Raw genomic sequence first — 18,834 nt, 5'->3', positions numbered from 1 at the left:
TTGTAACAATTACTTTGGGCGAATGGTACTAATCCACTAATATCATGTTAAGTCTAAAGTCTCCCCCTTTTAAGGAGATGAAAAAAATATTCGCCATACATATTTCAATCTTGATGCTTTAGTCGGACTTATTAATAACTGATAACTGAAATCACCAGACTTTTCCTACAGGTGACACTATAAATACACTAAACAAAGCCATATAGATCCAATCAATAGAATAACTGGAAATAGCACCCTCGCTGATACAATTAATTGTCTAAGCTGTGCTTTATTATTTTTAAATCTGCTACTGGACCCTGCTGTTACTAACGCTAATTCTAACCCACATAAAAAATAGACTAAATAAAAAGCATAATCAAGGGCAACAACATAACCAATTCCATCAGGCAAAGCTTCTAATAAACTCAGATGGTAAAATACAATAGCTAGTAATATACCACTAAATAATTCGGCAGATAGTTTATCGAAAGGTAAAAACAATAACTGATATGCTACAAGAACAAAAAACCACAGAGGCAGTAAATTTTTGATACTGAAACTGACTATTTCCCTTTTGATATCAATGACAGCATTGAACTGGGAGTATTCTAAATTTGACTTAGTGTCGATCAATTTCCGATAGCCTAGTGTAGAATTATTGACTAAAGTATTTTGGAAAAAAGTGATTTTTGTAGGTGTCCAAGAGGTAATTTCTTTAAAAACTTTTTGTTTCCACTGGTTAAATAATTCCTTTCCAGTAATATTTTGCATACCAATTAAGTCAATAGCATAAATCAACCGATCTCTTGTTACCTCTGTATGTCGAAACCTTACACTTAAACGCTGTTTATCAAATGGATAATTTTGAAAATCAAACTTTTCCTGAAAATCAGCTTTAATCCTATATATTTTATACTTAACTCCATTTTCTTCCCCGCTTTTTATTGGTTCTTCGAGAGTTAACTTTTCTCCAGAGTCTAAACGTTCTATCCCATAGTTGCTAAACTCAATTTGATCGGGATTTAGATTACCCTGATATCTAAACCACAAATAAAAATCGACAACATAGGTTGAAGTTTTCTCATCTAGATAGTTAACTTCATTGATGTCAAGACCTACATAAACAATGTCGGTTTTGTTCCAGTATTGCTGCCCCACTTGTAAAATATTTCCACTAGCAATTTTTGCCTCTGAATTTAAAATTGTCTTGATATTAGGAATTATTTGTAGTTGGGTAAAAGCTGATACAATCTGACGACGGTCAAAGAGACCAATACTAGGAGGAACGGTAACAATATTATTCCTATCAAAGTAAAATATTCTTGCTCCTGTCTCAATAGCAGTATCGGGGCTGTCGATCTGAAGCAAACCTTCTCTAACTCTATAACGATCGTTTTTAATATCTTTACCAGTAAACGCTGATTTTGCTAAATCTTTTTCCGTTAACAGAGTGCGATGAATAGCTTCGACAACTGCAATGGTAGCATCATAGTAAGAAGCAGCAGCCCAGCCAGGGGAAGTTTTGTAAACCTCTTCAAATGTTTTCTTAAATTGTTGAGTTTGATCATTAGCCACGTCATAAATAATTGGTACTACGGTGTAAAGGCCGTTGGTAAAGAAACCAGGACTTTCTTTTTCTTCAGGAAAGTCAATAAAGGATTGAGCAATACCTAAATAGCCTATACCGTCACCACCAAATAGGGATAAATTCAGATTGCGATTTTTGATTTCGCGCAGTAAGTTTGCCACTTGGTCGCGACTAATAGCTAAGGCAATTGCTTGTGGAAATTGGTCGGACTCTTTGAGTTCCAGCAATTCCTCAATAATTACCCTATCTGTAGCTTGGTTCTGGTTTTTTGGTAGTTGCCACTGAGCTACTATCTCTCCTCCTAATTCCTGAAAAGTTGTTTCAATATTTTTACCTAAGTTTAAACCATAAACATCGTAGCCCCGGATAATACTAATTTTTGAATATCCTAGAATTTTTCTTAAGTAAGTAGCGATAAATTTGCCTTGAAAGCTGTCGTTAAAAATTGTGCGGAAGTACCACTCATTGTCGGCGGTTACTGCATCGGCAGTTGCTGAACCACTGATTGCTGGAATGCCAGCGGCTTGATAAATTTTTCCCGCTGCCAGAGATGTCTTACTATAATTGTGACCAATAACGGCAACTGCTGGAGATTGGACAATCTCTCTAGCTACTTTCTCAGCTACATCTATTTTCCCTTGGTCGTCATAAATTTCAAGTTGCAACTGCTTGCCTTGAACTCCGCCAGCTTTATTTACCTTATTGATGTAGAGTTGTGCCGCTCTAACCATTGATTTGCCTAATTTTTCTGTTACTTCTCCGGCATTACTTAAGGGAGCAGCGATCGCGATCGTTATATTTTCTTGATTTTGTCTGTTAAAATTAGCAGTAACTATAACTGCTATCACTGTTAAACATATAGTTGCCAGCCAAATTATTAATTTTTTCTTCCCCATGTTTATCCTTACTTAATCATAAAAATTTAGCTATCAATTCATCTAAAACATAGCATAAATAGGGTAGAAATTATACCATTTCTCAAAAATAATACTATATCTAATTGGGTTGAAAGTGTAGGGGAGAAGTAAAAGTATGAACAATCAATACTAACTGATTAATAATTGTTAAAAAAAGACTTTAAATCTTGGTTAATATTTAACTTTTGAAGTCTAGCTGAAGCGTATAATTACTTTTAGTGATTGGTATTACACAACAAAATTGAAACTATTGTATTAAAATATTTATTGATTAATGTCTTTTTGTTGGTTTGATTACTTAAGTAAAAAAAGGAACATATTTACCAAAACTAGGAGGTCAAAAGCCTCCCCTTTTAAGAGGATGAAAAAGCGATCGTTTAGCTAACGCAAAATTTCGTTAACGGCTGTCGCCGACATGAATGCGGAGCAGTCCGTTAGGATGATATGGCGAGGTTTCCCGCTCTTTCAGAGCCACTTCGTTAACGCCATATCCAATCGACCAAGAAAAATATTCAACTCAGTATTTCAAGCCAGATACTTTGGTCGGAGGTACTGATAACTGGTAACTGAAATGAATTCCCATTTAATAGTTTGGATGATAAATATTCCCCAGGGAATGATCGGAATTAATTTCTATCACTAAATCTACCAATTCAGGATTTTGTATCAGTGGTTTAATAAACAATTCTGGATGCAATGCTTTCCAAAAATAATCCACAAACTTTTCAATTTCATCATCACTCATGCCTGACTTTCCCGAAGCAATCATTTGTTGTTCTGCTTTTTTTCGCCATTGTTTAGAAAAACGATAATCAGTCGGATACAAAACAATTAAACTATCTAACCTATTCCACAGAGGTGAATATTCTGTTAATTTTTTATTCATATCACGGGAAAATTTTTTATCTACTTCTGTAATAATTGGTGGTGGTGCAAAATCAAAATTTTCCTCTAGAATTGGTCGAACTCCAACAAACCAACCTTCAAATAAAACAATATCAATTTTACTTACCATTTCTGGTTCAATTCTATCTCCAGCACCATGAAAAAGAGACTTATTAAATCTAGGAATGGCAATTAAATTATCAGAACTTTGATTTTCAGATTGACGTAACTTATCTAAAATTTCTATTCCTAAACTAACATCATGAGTGCCTGGAGGTCCGCGCCAAATTAATCTAGAATCTTGCTCTTGTAAAAGTTGACGTTCGGTGTAAGTTTTATAAATATCATCAATAGAAATACTAATAGTTTTGTAGCCAAGCTTGTCTAAAATTAAGACTAAAATTTTTGCCAGAGTAGTTTTACCAGTTCCTTGTGCGCCTAAAATTCCTTGAACTAATGGACAACCTAAATTTTGACGTTTATTAGCTAATTTTATTCCTAAAGGCAACCATAATTTCCATAAAGTTTCTAAAGTATGCTTATCTCTGAGAGGAAATTTATCATAGTCAGTAATTACAGACTGAAAAAGAAGCGCTCGCTCCATAATTACTTCTCTCACATTTGCAGAAGTAATGTTAAAAACATCGGCACGTTTTTGCTCTATTAATTCCTGATTTGCTAAGATTTCTAATTCTTTTTTTCCTAGAGAATTACCTTGCTGCAAAATCTGTAAAGTTTGTCCTAGAGATAAGTTAGAAAATTGCATAAAAATTATAGATGCTATAAAGTTTCTCAAGTTACTGAGGCACTGATAACCAATAACTGAATAGATAAAAAAATTGTATAAAAATTATAGATACTAATAAGATTTTTGATTGATGTTCTTTCCTCAGCAGAAATAATCAATTATTTCGCCCTACCCCCTACTTCCGATTTTAAGAACCTAATTTGAAAGCTTCCAAAAATAGACCATAAGTGAAACCAATTTTAAAACTATTCAAAATATCTATTCCCAAAGAACGTGCAATTTTTCCTCTACTGCCATAAACCAACCAATTTAATATTTCAGTAATTAACAAACAAATTAAAGCATATAAAACATCTAAATAACCTTCTTGACCAGCGATAGTCGAAACGGCAGTTGCTGCAAAATTACCAAACAATAAACTAATAATTAATAGAGAAATTCGACGCCAAGGATTAAGTAACCATTGTTTAAACCTCTCAAAAATAACATTCAGCAATCTATTAAGACGGGTACTTTGCATAGATAAAATTAATGATAAATATATTTTTAATTTCTATAATTTTTAAATTAGAAATACTTTAGTGCAGCCTACTGGAAATAACCCATTAGTTACACAATCCTAAAAGCCTTAGCAATTCTTTTGACTTTCGTGAGTGCGTCTTAAATTCTGGAGGGGCTGTGTGCGGAATTACTTCCGCACAGTAGGCGCCCCGTAGGAGACCTCAGAATTACGCACTCGCTTTTAACTTCCGCGTAGTGACACATTATGTAGTTTAACATGGCAGAATATGGCAGTCGCTATTCTTGTTAGGACATTTTCAAATTATCAAATATAGTCACAGCAATCATTTAACTTCTGACTTCTGATTTCTGACTTTTGACTTTGACAATAGCAAGCTGTAATATTTCATGTTAAACAAAATAATGAAATTTCTACCTTACTCAAAAGTTATTATTGCTTTAATATTCTTTTTATTAGGACTAATCATTGGCAGGTTTCAGTTAACAATATCCTGGACAAAAAATGATTCTGAAACATTACAAATATCAAAATATTCACCAAATTTTAAACCTCCTTTATCAAACATTCCTACTCCGACACCCCTACCAAAATCTTCAACAAAACAAACCCAAGAATGTAATCTTCCCATAATTACTTCTGAATCATCTATAGTCAAAACCAATAGAGGAGCTATTCGAGTTAGTAACTGTACATATCGTCCAGTTCGCATAGCATTACTAGCCAAATCCTCAGAACAATCTTACCAAAAATCTGCTCACTGGGATTTTGCTCCAGGAGAAGGTAGTGGTAGAGGGTTAATACTCTCTTTACCAGAAGCAAAATTAACCTTAAAACCAGGAGATATTTTAGTTGTCTTTGCTCAAGATGGCTCTCGTTTATATTGGGGGCCTTATGTTGTTGGAGAAACAAGCTTTCCTATTTGGAATAAAGAAACATTAGAATGGCAGTTAATTTTAAGGCTATGAAAAAAATATCAATGGCCACTCTGCTAATTTCCATCTAAATTAGGGTTTAAACTTTAAAACTTACGGGGATAACTTATCTGAATGAAACTAATACAACAGTTAGAAATTATCAATTGGTTGAAAATTCAAACAAAAAGTCATCTTTTAATATTAGGACTTTCTATTTTATGGCTTTCCTTACTTGCTTGGCTCGCTTTCTTTTGTAACCTTGGTAATATTGGTTTAATTGATGAAACAGAACCACTTTTTGCCGAAGCTGCTCGTCAAATGGTAGAAACTGGAGATTGGATTACACCTTATTTTAATGGAGAAACTCGCTTTGATAAGCCACCTTTAATTTATTGGTTAATGGCGATCGCTTATCATCTTTTTGGTGTTAATGAATGGTCTGTACGTCTCCCTTCAGCAATATCTGCAACTGCCTTAATGTGTTTTGGTTTTTACGTCCTCTACAGATATGGTTATTATCACCTGAATTATCAGATATATACCTTTAAAAATAAGTCTTTAACGGTGAGATTATTAATAGCATGGATTGGCGCTGCGATGATAGCTTTAAATCCAGAAACTATTGCTTGGGGACGTATAGGGGTTTCTGATATGTTATTAACAGGCTGTATGTGTTCGGCACTATTAGCTTTTTTTATGGGATATGCTTCACAAACACAAAATACTCACATTCCTAACCAAAAAAATAGCAAAATTCTTAGACAAAAGGTTTTATCTGCGCCCAATAAAAATCAAGCATCAAAAATTACTAAACCTGCTAAATTTAACAAGTGGTATTTAGCTTTTTATATACTAATATCTTTAGCAGTTCTCGCAAAAGGTCCGATTGGCATTGTTTTACCGGGAATGATTATTGGTTCCTTTTTATTATATGTAGGTAGATTTTTTCAAATCTGGCAAGAAATAAATATTTGGCGTGGCATTTTAATTTTTTTTACTATTACATTCCCTTGGTATTTTATCGTTACTTTAGTCAATGGAAAAGAATATATTGATAGTTTTTTTGGTTATCACAATTTTGAACGTTTTACCAGTGTTGTTAATCACCATCAAGCCCCCTGGTATTTTTACTTTTTAGTCGTACTAATTGGTTTTGCCCCTTGGTCTATTTATCTACCAGTAGCGATCGCTAAAACTAAATTTTGGCAACCCCTTTATTGGCGTAGTAAACCTAGAACTCAACAGTTAGGTTTATTTGCTTTTTTCTGGTTTATTTGTATCTTTATTTTCTTCTCTATCTCCGCTACTAAATTACCTAGTTATGTTTTACCATTAATGCCCGCTGCAGCAATATTAGTAGGATTATTTTGGAGTGATATTATTATTAATGTAGACTCTCTGTCTAGTCAGACTAATAAATCTGAAAATTTACAATCATTTGTCAACCCTACAAATGATTCTGTTAAACTTGTTCCCAGATCGGTCAGAAATACTTCTAAATCAAAAGGTCGATTTTTATCTTTCTCAGTTATTGCCAATATAATTTTTTTGCTAATTTTAGCTCTAGGAATTATCTACAGTTTTAACTGGCTAGATAGAGACCCAGCTATGCCATATTTTCCAGAAATAATTAGAAATTCAGGTTTATTAATTCGTGGTGGATTAATCTTGATAAGCACGGCAATATTCATTGGATTTCTTTGGAGAAAAAAACAAAATTCTTGGATTTGGAGTGCTAATTTTATTGGATTAGTAGCTTGTTTAATTTTTACTATTAATCCAATGATGTTTTTAGTAGATCAAGAACGTCAATTACCCTTACGGCAATTAGCTCAAACTATTCTTGAAGTTAGACAACCAGGAGAAGAAATAATTATGATTAGCTTTGAAAAACCTAGTTTAGTTTTTTATACTAGGCAACGAGTCGAATTTTTTCGACGCGCTACAAATGCCAGAGAATATCTAGAAAAAATTGTGCCAAAAGACCCTTCTGGTAATATTATACTAATTGGCTACCCACAAAAGTTTATTCATGTCGGATTACAACCAGGGCAATATAAATATTTAGACACTCGTGGTGCTTATCAATTAGGTAAAGTTCCGAAAAGTCTCTTTATGAAGGAGTCAGGAGTCAGGAGTCAGAATTAAGGGAGGAAAAAGGAGTCATTTCAGTTGTCTTATACAGAACTCCTACAAAGGTTTTTGTCGGCGCTACACACCAAGGAAAAAACGAACCAAGAAAAGTGACTGGGGGAAAAGAATATTGAGAGGAATATTGAGTAAAATTCCTCTGAGTTCTGAAATTTGCGAGTCGCTGAGAATGAGGCGCTTACCTGTGGTGAAAAATTTCTCATTTCTCATATCATGTCCGCTGGTATCGTTTGTGTAAAAGTTGGGGAAATATTTACCTTATGTAAGGCTTTTCCTTTTCTTCTTCCTTCTTCCTTCTTCCTTAACTTCTCTATACAATACCGATGCTACCGGACATGATATCAAATGTCTTTTGTCTGAAATTTTAGAGGAAAACAAAATCAATAATCTCATTTACATTTGTTCTTAGGTAATGAGAGAGAAAGTTACCTTTATATTAAAAATTTACTATTGTCCAACAGTTGAGGAAAAAATCATGGGTACTAGAGAAGCATCTTTTTTATTAGGTATCTCTCGTCAACGTTTATTAGTTTTACTAGCTCAAGGAAGAGTCAAAGATGCTGAGAAAAATGGTAGATTCTGGGAAATACCAGTTTCTGAAAGTGGAATGCCTGTAATAATTCCGGCTCGGCGCGGTCCGAAAGGTATCTGGCACAAGGAAAAACCCAGCGAACCTAAAATGATTCATGTTAATCAAAGCAAAATTAAAGGTAATAAGGGTAAGCCTCCAGAGAAATTGGAACCAGTCGTTTCTGTTAAGGACGGCAAACGCAACGATTATGGTTATGAGTTATATATTCCAGGTCCTTGTCAAATCGTCTATGAACCTTACAAACCCGCAAAATGTGGCGCTCACTTATGGATTAATACTTATAATCCTGTGGAATTTATAAATACTGAATTTTCATCAGACCCTGCAAGACAACCTAGCAGACAAATTTTTATATAGTTTGTTTCTATAGGCAGTAAATCATTACAAAAGAATATTTATTTGCATTCTTCACTTAACTGACAATAACTTCAGACGATTTTTGCTGTTTACTTATGGAGAAGAGAAAATTTTCATATTACATTTAGTACGATAAAATGTAGTGCCAAAAATAGGAGACAGGAGACAACCCACCCCTAACCCCTCCCAGGAGGGGGAGACAGGAGATAATTATAGTGGTCAAGAGGAGTAAGTAATTGAGTATTTATGCTTAATATTTTTCCCCTCGTCTGACTCTTCAGAAAGGTCAAATGCAGGAGCTATATAGTATAAATACCTACCAACCTATAGTTTTTTAAATACTACTTTTAATGTTACAACTTGACGTGCGGAATGTGGGTTTCATCATCTACCTCCGGGAGCTTCAGCAAATGAAACGACTCTGACTCTAGACCTATGGGAAATAGAAAATTTTCATCAAGTTATGAGATTTTAGAGTCGGCCAGAATCAGGAACTTTCTGTGGAGTGGAAAATTTATCTAACTGCAAGGTCTTAGTTATTAAATCCTAGATATATGAATAGCAAATAGACCACCAACATTTATCAATGCTCAAATTCTGTCAAGGATTACTTCTGACTCCCTACTCCCTACTCCCTACTCCCTACTCCTTACTCCCTCAAAAATCAAATGACCCTTAATTTCCTCGAATAAATCGACTATTGATAAATCGGAAGGCAAAATTTTTGTAGCTACCTTGTTCAAGACTAAATTTAGATTTTCCGCCGTCAGATTTTTTGGTAATTGATAATCAGAATTTTCCAAAACTAATATAGAAGGTTTTGTAACTATTTCCTCTAAATCAGATAATGCTTTATCCAAACCAGGCGGTAAATTTCCCCGCAAACAAATTAATAATAAATCTACACTCTGATTTTCCAACTGCTGTAAAACTTCAACCCAAGATTTAGCAATTAAACCTTTAAATCCAGAAGTTTGAATATATTGAACTAATACCTGTGTACTGTCAATCGGTAATTTTATTTGTTCACAATCTGTCAAATTTTGATTACCAACTTCTAAATTAGGAATAAAAGCAGGAAAAATCGAAGAATTAAAAGTTTTGTCTGGAAAATCTAGCTCTATTTTTTCTTCAGGAAAATCTGAAGAATTGACTGTAGCTTCCTCAGACAAAACATTTGTTAAAGGTACTGTAAAATCTTTAATATTTGCCACATCCATAACTAATATAGTTGGTAGCCAACTCATACCCGCAGCAATAGAAATTACTTGCCACAACGCCGAAGTTAAACACTCATAATCAAGTTTTGTTTCTGTTAGATTATTGTCATTTTTCTCAAAAGCCAAACAAGGAAATACAGACAATTGTTTTACTTGATTAGCAGCTTGAGTAGTTCCTGAATCCAGAGTTACTAAAGGAATAGAAGCCAAGGTGGAATATTGACTTAACTTTTTAATAAATTCAACTGGAATGACTGAATTAGTTACTCTTTCTATCAGAATTACATTAGGCTGCCAAATCTTAGCAAGTAAATTAGCTTGAGCTAAATCATCTGCTTCTATCATTCTGTATTCAATAGGAAGTGAAAGAAACTTATCCTCATAGATCGAGTCTTCTGTAGTATGCTGCTGAAAGTCATACTTACCAGGAATTAAACGGAGAATTACTAATTTTTGATAATGGTGTTTTTGTGATAGTGAATCAGTAAATTCTGTCAACATTTTTTCTAATGCCGATTTTTCTACAGGTAAAGTTAAAAATTTATTCGCTCCATTAATTATCCCTCGTTCTTTCTCTCCTCTAGTGGAAGTTATTACTACAGGAATCTGACAAGTATCAGTATCCGTTTTTAGCAGAGTTAAGACATCCCAACCTGATAAAAGTGGCAATAATGGATTGAGAAATATTAATTTTGGTTGTAACTTTCGTGCCTTTTCGACTGCTTCTGTGCCAGAACGTGCAATAACAACTCGATAACCTAAACCTGTTAATTTATTTGTTAAATCTTCAATAAATCGTGGAACTGCTTCAACAATTAGAACTAAACGAGATGAATAATTGGTGACAGATAATTGGTAATTCTGAACAGGTAATTTACTATCTTTTTTGGTACGGACTTCATTTTCTTGAGTAGGAATTAATCCTTGCTGTTTGAGATAATCATTTGTTTCCCATTCCTCATTTCCTAAATCTTTTGGAGGTGGAGTAGGTGGTAAAATTAAGGTAAACTCACTTCCTTTACCTTCCTGGGAAATGAAAGTAACATCGCCACCATGTAAACGAGCTAAACGTTGAGTTAATACTAAACCTAAACCAGTTCCTTCAAACTGACGACTGAGAGTATTTTCTAATTGTTGAAACTTCTGAAAAATTAAATGTTGCTTGTCTGGTGGTATACCAATTCCAAAATCCCAAACAGTAAACGTTATCCACTTTTCCCATCTAGCTACTTTCAATCCCATCTTGCCATCTGCTGGAGTAAACTTCAAAGCATTGGATAATAAATTTACCAACATCTGGCGCAAACGCAATTCGTCTGCAATTAAAATATTTAAACCAGTCTCTATTTCCAGGGTATATTTGGTTCGCAGAGAATCAGGAAATAGAGCAGAAGATTGACCTTGAGGATGCTTGTGCTGAAGTTGTAAAGCTTCCTGAAAAGCGCGATCGCAAACATTCCGAATCTCAACTGATTCTGGAGTCAACTCCATTTGACCAGTTTCCATGCGAGTTAAATCTAGAATATCATTAACTACAGCCATCAAATGACGACCACTTTGATGAATAAGTTGAGCATAACGGGTTTGACGTTCATTGAGAGTCCCCAGAGTCTGCTCTTTCAATAAACTAGATAAACCCAGTACAGCAGTTAACGGTGTTTTCAATTCATGGCTAATACAAGCTAAGAATTCATCCTTAAGTCGATTAAGCTGAATCAGATCGGCATTTTTAGCTTGTAATTCCTTTGCCACTAGGTGTTGTTCTGTGACATCCTGAGCTAAAACTAATGTTAGGTCAAAAAATTGCTGACTACTAAACTGCCATACTCGCTCTTGACCATTTTTTTGAGGACAAGTACAAACGTAGGTATCTGGCTGAGTATTATAACACCAACTAGAAGCAGAATGTGACTTTGGTATTTTGGCTTGTTTTTGTAAAAGTGCAGTAGGGAAAATTTTTTCATTAGTTGTCCCTGGACATGAAAATTCAACACTATCTCTCAGCACACCTAAAGAGTCTGGTATTTTTACTTCTGTCGGCTGTTGTTTAATATTTTTAGCAGATAAACCTACAACTGCATCTACAATTTCTATTAATTCCGATTCTTTTTCGATCTGAGAACGCCATGCCAGATTCTGATTTATTACTTTGCCGTCATTACTCTGTAACATTAGAGGTAGAGGCAATTTTTCTAAAAGCTTTATTAATGAACAGAGATAGGAAGAGGTCTCTACTTTTCCTTGATTAACCAAATCTTTTATCACTGTTTGCTGCGTTTCTGGGGAATTTTCTGGTTCAGAGATATTTAGCTTGAGGTCTTCAGTTGTAGAAATAAATTCTAATAGACGCAAACTATCTAGCAATCCTAAAAATTTACCCTCTCGATCTACTACAGCAATAGGTAAACTAGAAGATTTTTGATTAATCTGCTTTTCAGATTTTGGCTGGAGATATGGCCATAAATTTTCAACAGTTAAATCTGCTGGTAAAATTCTCAGACTACCCAGTGTCAAAGAACTTACTTCAGATACAGTTTCCTGCCAATTTCCAATAGGAGTTTGAAGTTCTGGTTTCTCTGAAGAAATAGAAACCTTATTTATATAAGGAATTAAACTATGCCAGTAAATTAATCCTAATGGTTGGTATTGATGATTTACTACTACTAACTCGTTACATTTTTCTATAGAGAAAATTGACCATACTACCTGCAAATTTTCTGTTTGTAAGCATACTGGTATAGAAGATATAAATTTTTTTAAAGTCTTGTAGGGCATTAACATGACAGTTCGGGTATATAAGCTGAAATATATTCATTAAGGGTATATTGACTAACCAGACTATAATTTAGGCCATTCAGAACGGAAACCCTTATCCCTACATCTGTCCACAGATGATGAACAATAACTACTTCAACATCTAGTAGGAAAATCCCGTTAAGCTCATAGTTAGCTAAAATTTTGACATTGATCCTAATGATGACAGAATTGAATATTTATGGCAGTATACAGATATTAGGATTAATAGTCCTCCTGTAGGCTGATGCTATGCTGGAGGTCTTCTGAGAAAATTCAAAATAATTTTGCTGAATCTATATCCATATATAGCTACATTCTTCATGCTATCCTCCTTACTAAAACTATAGAGGTTGTCTATGTTAATATTTATTACATTATTTGTTGAATTCTTAAATGTAATAAAATTATTTTGTAATGGAGATTTCTCAGATTACAGATTTTCAACCTAACCCAGACTTAGCTACTGTATCTAACATTTTGTCTACTCAACTATCTATCTGTATATATTTGCATGATGATAAATTTGCTACTTCAGTAACCAAGTTACTGAGTAGAGAGCGCTATCTTGTGGCACTGACTAATTCTCGCCGAGAATTTGTCCAGCTTATTGAGGAGAATACTAACATAGATTGTCTCCTCTTCCAAGAGTATTCTGAACTAACTTCTTTGATACATCAGCTACACAATAAATCTATTTTATTACCTGCTGTAATTATCAAACAATCTGAGTCAGAAAATTCTCTGGAAACTCAAGAGTTAGTTAATGATAATTTAACTAAATATAATTCCCAGAAAAACTATCAAAATTTTATTTACCATCAAGCAGAAGTTCCATTATTAATCAATCAACTGAGCCAAATAGATATTTATATTGAGCAGGCAATTCAAAAATTTCTGACACTTTCTGCTGCTAGTTCCTCAACATATGAATCTCAGAAATCTACTCAAGGTACTGATGAGAATACTAAAAATATACTTCATCAACAGCAACACAGACTATATACAAAATTAAGGGAAAGATTAGGATACCTAGGTGTGTACTACAAAAGGAATCCCACAAATTTTATTAGAAATATGGCTCCAGGGGAGCGCCGCAAGTTTGTAGACCAACTCAAGTTAGAATATCGTCACATTGTTCTCAAATATTTTTCTCAGGATAATTCCCTGAATAATAAAATAGATGAGTTTGTTAACTTATGTTTTTTCTCAGATATTCCTGTGACACAAATTGTAGAAATCCATATGGATTTAATGGATGAATTTGCTAAACAACTAAAGTTAGAAGGACGTAGTGAGGAAATGTTGCTGGATTATCGATTAACTCTTATAGATACAATAGCACACCTGTGTGAAATGTACCGACGTTCTATTCCTAGAGAATCTTGATACCTGAATTATAAAATAAAAATTAACTAACCAAATATTCTGATAAAGCAATGTTAATGTAAATATTTGTTATATTAAGAACTTCTAAAGTATTTAAAAAGATCGACAGATAACCCTTATTTTTATTTGTAATATAAATTGTAATATTAGTACCTAAAATATTAATTATTTCTTATTAAGAAGACTTAATACTTTGATCTGTCAATATATTTAATGAGAAAATTAATCCCTTAATTAAAATAAAACTCTATTGGAAGTAAGATTAAAACATCATTAAAACTATTACCTAATCAAGTAAACACTATTCAAACAAGCTGAAAAAAACTACTTGAGAATAACTATGAGTCCTCTGAAGAAAACCTATGTTTTGAAGTTATACGTTGCTGGAAATACTCCTAATTCTGTGCGGGCATTAAAAACACTCAAAGAAATTCTTGAACAAGAATTTCAGGGGGTTTATGCATTAAAAGTAATAGATGTACTGAAAAATCCTCAGCTAGCAGAAGAAGACAAAATCTTGGCTACACCAACTTTGTCAAAAATATTACCTCCACCTGTAAGAAAAATCATTGGTGATCTTTCAGACCGAGAGAAGGTATTAATTGGATTGGATCTACTTTATGAAGAACTCAACGAAGACGAATATGATCTATAATAGTTTTTTGAAAAAATAATGTAGATAAGGAAGAAATAAGAAGGAAGAAGGTAAGAAAGAAGGAAGGAAAATGATGGATTTTTTACCTCAATTCAGACAATAACTTTATACAAAAAATCAGCAGTTATTATGACGCTGCTTTATTTGTACCAAACATTTATCAAACTGTTATGATGCTAATTCCATAAAATGTTGCTATGTTAGCTAGCTTTTTTGGTAGGAGTCAGCAGTCATAATTCAGGATATAATAATTCATAATATTTACTTTTTATGATAGTCAAATATAGCAAAAATTTAAGAAAAAATAATATTTTAAAGTATAAGATTTTTTTTAGCAAACAGCATAATTTAATTTATAGCGCCTACCTTGCAAGTAAATCTCTTAAGATTTTTTTCCAAACTTTACTGTAAATATCTTTGTTTGAATTTGGTATAAATAGGGCTTGCTGATTAACTCTAAAAGCCTTTATCTATAAATTATTTAGCCTTTTAACTTTAGTATTGTGTGATATAAATGTTCAGGGTATATATCAGGAAGCCGTTCTGCTGAACTTACCCAAATTTACCCAATGGGAACTTTAGCTACTGATTTTATAATAACATAAGCTTGACTATCTACCACAAAAACCCCGTCTTTCGAGGATGAGGTTTAAAATTGGAAAAAAAGTATGTTTGATTATATTGAGGTAAGATTTCAGCTTCTGTTTTTACCCCTAGCCAAATTTTTCTAATATTAAAGATTTTAAAGATATGAATGAAAATAGTGAGTCTATTAAAAAGGACAGAATAGCAACAGTAGGAGTTGAGAAAATTAAAACCATGATTGAGGGTTTTGACGACATCAGTCATGGAGGGATGCCAGTTGGCAGAACAACACTAGTGAGTGGTACATCTGGAACTGGTAAAACATTGTTTGCTATTCAATTTCTTTATAATGGAATTACTTATTTTGATGAGCCAGGAGTATTTGTAACTTTTGAAGAATCTCCCCAGGATATTATTAAAAATGCCCATAGTTTTGGTTGGAATTTACAGCAATTAGTTGATGATGGGAAATTATTTATATTAGACGCTTCTCCTGATCCAGAGGGACAGGACATAGTAGGTAATTTTGACTTATCTGCTTTAATAGAAAGAATTCAATATGCGATTCGTAAGTACAAAGCTAGAAGAGTTTCTATTGATTCAGTAACTGCTGTATTTCAACAATATGATGCTGCTTCAGTAGTGAGAAGAGAAATATTTCGTTTAGTTGCACGACTGAAACAAGTTGGGGCAACAACTATTATGACCACAGAAAGAGTAGAAGAATATGGCCCTGTAGCCAGATTTGGAGTAGAAGAATTTGTATCTGATAATGTTGTTATTGTGCGTAATGCTCTTGAAGGTGAACGTAGACGTCGGACAATAGAAATTCTTAAACTTAGGGGTACAACCCACATGAAGGGTGAATATCCATTTACTATTACTAATGATGGTGTAAATATATTCCCGCTGGGAGCGATGCGATTAACTCAACGTTCTTCTAATGTTAGGGTTTCTTCTGGGGATGAAATTCTCGATCAAATGTGTGGTGGCGGTTTCTTTAAAGATTCAATTATATTAGCAACTGGGGCTACAGGTACAGGAAAAACTCTTTTAGTAAGTAAATTTTTAGAAAATGGTTGTATGAATAATGAACCTGCGTTGCTTTTTGCTTATGAAGAATCCCGGGCTCAATTATTCCGTAATGCCTCTTCTTGGGGTATAGATTTTGAAGATCTAGAAAAAAAAGGACTATTAAGAATTCTCTGTAGCTACCCAGAATCAGCTGGTTTAGAAGACCACCTACAAATTATTAAATCAGAAATTGCCGATTTCAAACCATCTAGAATAGCTATTGACTCTTTATCTGCTTTGGCAAGAGGAGTAAGTAATAATGCTTTTAGACAATTTGTTATTGGGGTAACTGGTTTCGCCAAGCAAGAAGAAATAACAGGCTTTTTTACTAACACTACCGATCAATTTATGGGGTCTAATTCTATTACAGATTCCCATATTTCTACTATTACTGATACTATTCTCATGCTACAATATGTCGAAATTCGTGGGGAAATGTCCCGGGCTATTAACGTCTTTAAAATGCGTGGTTCATGGCATGATAAAGGAATTAGAGAATATACAGTTACAGCCCAAGGTCCTAAGATAAAAGACTCCTTCCGTAGCTATGAAGGAATTATTAGTGGTTCTCCAACTAGAATTACAGTTAATGAGAAAAGTGAGTTATCTAGAATTATTCAAGGAGTTCAAGAAAAAACAACAGATGAATAATATAATGAACAAGGGACTAGGATTTAGGGGTCAGGATTCAGTAGAATTAGAGAGGATGTGGTAGGAAGAATTGTCTCTGAATTTTTTTTGCCCTTGTCTGCCAAAAATTCTCACATTTTCACGTTTAGCAAATAAAAAGCTTGCACTTTTTTCTATGAAAAATACTAGAAGTTTTTATATTTAATCACTAAACACTAGTTAAGATTTGCTGAAAAATGCATGGTAAAAATAGGATTCAGGAGTCAGCAGAATTATATAGGAGGTATAATTGTCCCTTGATTTTTCTGCCCTAAATACTAACTTTTTGAGCTTTTTGGTCTAAAAAGCTTGGAATTTCTTCGACACAAAAATGGTTTAACATTTATCTGTCAGGGCTTTGATATTTAATCAGCAATATCTAGTTAATACGACTAAAAGATTTGACTATATGGGCGGTACTGGATTTGAACCAGTGGCATCCTGCTTGTAAGGCAGGCGCTCTACCGCTGAGCTAACCGCCCAACTTTTATTAATATAACACATATTATTAAATATGCAAGTAAAAAAATTTTCCTTTATCTGCTAAGTTTGATAAATATAAATTATATATTTTTTGGCCTACATTAAATCTCCTATGCCTAGTGGTAGTACCCATGACCGGATAACCTTGTGGAGCTTGCCCATTGTCACTGGCTTAAGCTTTGGGTTGGTTCGTAGTACCCACTTAACCTTATTTGTGTCTGGGGGCTTTTTATTTAGTGGCCTAATGTTCGGCCCAGATCTGGATATCAATTCTCGACAATTCCAACGTTGGGGTTGGTTTAGGTGGCTTTGGCGACCCTACCAAACCAGTCTTAACCATCGGTCTTTTTTATCTCATGGACCAATAATTGGTACTGCACTACGACTACTATACTTGTTAACTTGGTTGTCAGTTTTGGTAGTATTGGGTTTGATTATAGATGAATTATTGGGCTTAGAAGGGATAACTTTAGGATTTGTTGCAAGTTTGTGGCGATCGCTTTCCCAACATTATCAAGAAGTAATTGCTTTGTTAGTAGGTATAGAATTTGGTGCAATGAGTCATTCCCTCAGTGACTGGAGTAGTTCTGCTTACAAACGCTTTCAAACCAAAGGTTTATCTGGCTTACTCCCCCAAATCAAACTTCAAAGACGACAACGTAAGTCTACTCGTAAATCTAGTTCCTCAAAAATTGGTGCTTCAGGCAGTCGTCATCGTACTAAAAAATAAAAGAAAAGATCAACATTTTGCTCAAGTTAGTTGATTATAATTAACAGTTTATTGCACAGGAATTAAAATCACAAACTCTGTTCCTTTTCCCATATTTGAAAAATACTCCAACTTACCTTGATGTCTTTCGGTCACAATTTGATAGCTGATATATATTCTCATTCCTGTTTTTTTACCAACAGGTTTAGTTGTCAAGAAAGGCTCGAAGCATTCTTGAATTTCTTGAGGTATACCAGTACCATTATCTACGGTCGCAATTTTTATCTATTTCTCCTTCTGAATCAGAGAAACAAAAACTAAATTATTGGGGAAAAAATAAGCGTCATACTCGAAAATATTTAGTAGCAGTAGATGAAAACAAGCGAGTAGCTAGTATTAACTCAGGCTCGAGAAGGTAGGTTACATTCACGAAAAGTTTTACGACCAGGAAAAAGTTGTTGGTAATATACCTGATAAGATTCCAATTGAGGTAGATAGTGGTTTTCAAGGTATCCAAAACCAATATGAAAATATCTCTGATGTAGCACCTTCTTGAAAACTAGACACGCGCTAGACATTTGCCATCGGTGAGTGCAAATG

The 18,834-nt window shown here is 33.9% G+C and carries 13 protein-coding genes and 1 tRNA gene; 7 read left to right on the top strand and 7 right to left on the bottom strand.

What is annotated here, in order from left to right:
- Window positions 1–177: 177 nt before the first annotated feature.
- The 3 genes from ACP6PL_RS13165 to ACP6PL_RS13155 all read right to left on the bottom strand — a co-directional run bounded on the left by ACP6PL_RS13165 (window position 178) and on the right by ACP6PL_RS13155 (window position 4,640).
- Window positions 178–2,466 (bottom strand): ABC transporter substrate-binding protein, encoded by a 2,289-nt coding sequence (locus ACP6PL_RS13165; protein WP_426545715.1) that lies wholly within the window; start codon window positions 2,464–2,466, stop codon window positions 178–180.
- 604 nt (window positions 2,467–3,070) lie between these two features.
- Window positions 3,071–4,138 (bottom strand): glycerate kinase, encoded by a 1,068-nt coding sequence (locus tag ACP6PL_RS13160; RefSeq protein WP_426545714.1) that lies wholly within the window; start codon window positions 4,136–4,138, stop codon window positions 3,071–3,073.
- A 169-nt stretch (window positions 4,139–4,307) separates the two neighbouring features.
- Window positions 4,308–4,640 (bottom strand): DUF565 domain-containing protein, encoded by a 333-nt coding sequence (locus ACP6PL_RS13155; protein WP_426545713.1) that lies wholly within the window; start codon window positions 4,638–4,640, stop codon window positions 4,308–4,310.
- A gap of 404 nt (window positions 4,641–5,044) precedes the next feature.
- Here ACP6PL_RS13155 and ACP6PL_RS13150 point away from each other — a divergent pair, with 404 nt between their 5' ends.
- The 3 genes from ACP6PL_RS13150 (at window position 5,045) to ACP6PL_RS13140 (ending at window position 8,657) form a co-directional block, all read left to right on the top strand.
- Window positions 5,045–5,608 (top strand): hypothetical protein, encoded by a 564-nt coding sequence (locus ACP6PL_RS13150; protein ID WP_426545712.1) that lies wholly within the window; start codon window positions 5,045–5,047, stop codon window positions 5,606–5,608.
- A gap of 81 nt (window positions 5,609–5,689) precedes the next feature.
- The gene (locus tag ACP6PL_RS13145) at window positions 5,690–7,705 is read left to right on the top strand and encodes an ArnT family glycosyltransferase (protein WP_426545711.1); all 2,016 of its coding nucleotides are present in this window, start codon (window positions 5,690–5,692) and stop codon (window positions 7,703–7,705) included.
- A gap of 478 nt (window positions 7,706–8,183) precedes the next feature.
- Entirely contained in the window at window positions 8,184–8,657 is a 474-nt protein-coding gene (locus tag ACP6PL_RS13140) for a hypothetical protein (RefSeq protein WP_426545710.1), read from the top strand.
- Window positions 8,658–9,292: 635 nt separating this feature from the next.
- Here the strand turns inward: ACP6PL_RS13140 and ACP6PL_RS13135 are convergent.
- Window positions 9,293–12,658 (bottom strand): ATP-binding response regulator, encoded by a 3,366-nt coding sequence (locus ACP6PL_RS13135; RefSeq protein WP_426545709.1) that lies wholly within the window; start codon window positions 12,656–12,658, stop codon window positions 9,293–9,295.
- Between the two features lie 429 nt (window positions 12,659–13,087).
- On the opposite strand from ACP6PL_RS13135, the gene ACP6PL_RS13130 reads away from it, so the two are divergent.
- The 3 genes from ACP6PL_RS13130 to kaiC all read left to right on the top strand — a co-directional run bounded on the left by ACP6PL_RS13130 (window position 13,088) and on the right by kaiC (window position 17,024).
- On the top strand, window positions 13,088–14,059 hold the full coding sequence (locus ACP6PL_RS13130; RefSeq protein WP_426545708.1) for a circadian clock protein KaiA: 972 nt from the start codon (window positions 13,088–13,090) through the stop codon (window positions 14,057–14,059).
- Between the two features lie 340 nt (window positions 14,060–14,399).
- Entirely contained in the window at window positions 14,400–14,714 is a 315-nt protein-coding gene (kaiB, locus tag ACP6PL_RS13125) for a circadian clock protein KaiB (protein WP_426545707.1), read from the top strand.
- 750 nt (window positions 14,715–15,464) lie between these two features.
- A complete protein-coding gene (kaiC, locus tag ACP6PL_RS13120; protein ID WP_426545706.1) occupies window positions 15,465–17,024 on the top strand; it encodes a circadian clock protein KaiC in 1,560 nt (519 codons plus the stop codon).
- Window positions 17,025–17,452: 428 nt separating this feature from the next.
- Here kaiC and ACP6PL_RS13115 read toward each other — a convergent pair.
- Window positions 17,453–17,524 (bottom strand) — tRNA-Val (locus tag ACP6PL_RS13115).
- Window positions 17,525–17,637: 113 nt separating this feature from the next.
- Between ACP6PL_RS13115 and ACP6PL_RS13110 the strand changes: the two genes are divergently transcribed.
- Window positions 17,638–18,255, top strand: a complete 618-nt coding sequence (locus ACP6PL_RS13110; RefSeq protein WP_426545744.1) for a metal-binding protein — start codon at window positions 17,638–17,640, stop codon at window positions 18,253–18,255.
- A gap of 48 nt (window positions 18,256–18,303) precedes the next feature.
- Here the strand turns inward: ACP6PL_RS13110 and ACP6PL_RS13105 are convergent, their stop codons facing one another.
- Together ACP6PL_RS13105 and ACP6PL_RS13100 are read right to left on the bottom strand one after the other, a co-directional pair.
- Window positions 18,304–18,513: an ATP-binding protein gene (locus ACP6PL_RS13105; RefSeq protein ID WP_426545743.1), complete on the bottom strand. Its 210-nt coding sequence runs from the start codon at window positions 18,511–18,513 to the stop codon at window positions 18,304–18,306.
- A 122-nt stretch (window positions 18,514–18,635) separates the two neighbouring features.
- A partial coding sequence (locus ACP6PL_RS13100; protein WP_426545705.1) for a hypothetical protein occupies window positions 18,636–18,834 on the bottom strand: 199 nt, incomplete at its 5' end.

Source organism: Dapis purpurea BLCC-M126, assembly GCF_050015975.1.
GTDB lineage: Bacteria > Cyanobacteriota > Cyanobacteriia > Cyanobacteriales > Microcoleaceae > Trichodesmium.
This window is presented reverse-complemented; position numbering and strand designations above follow the sequence as displayed.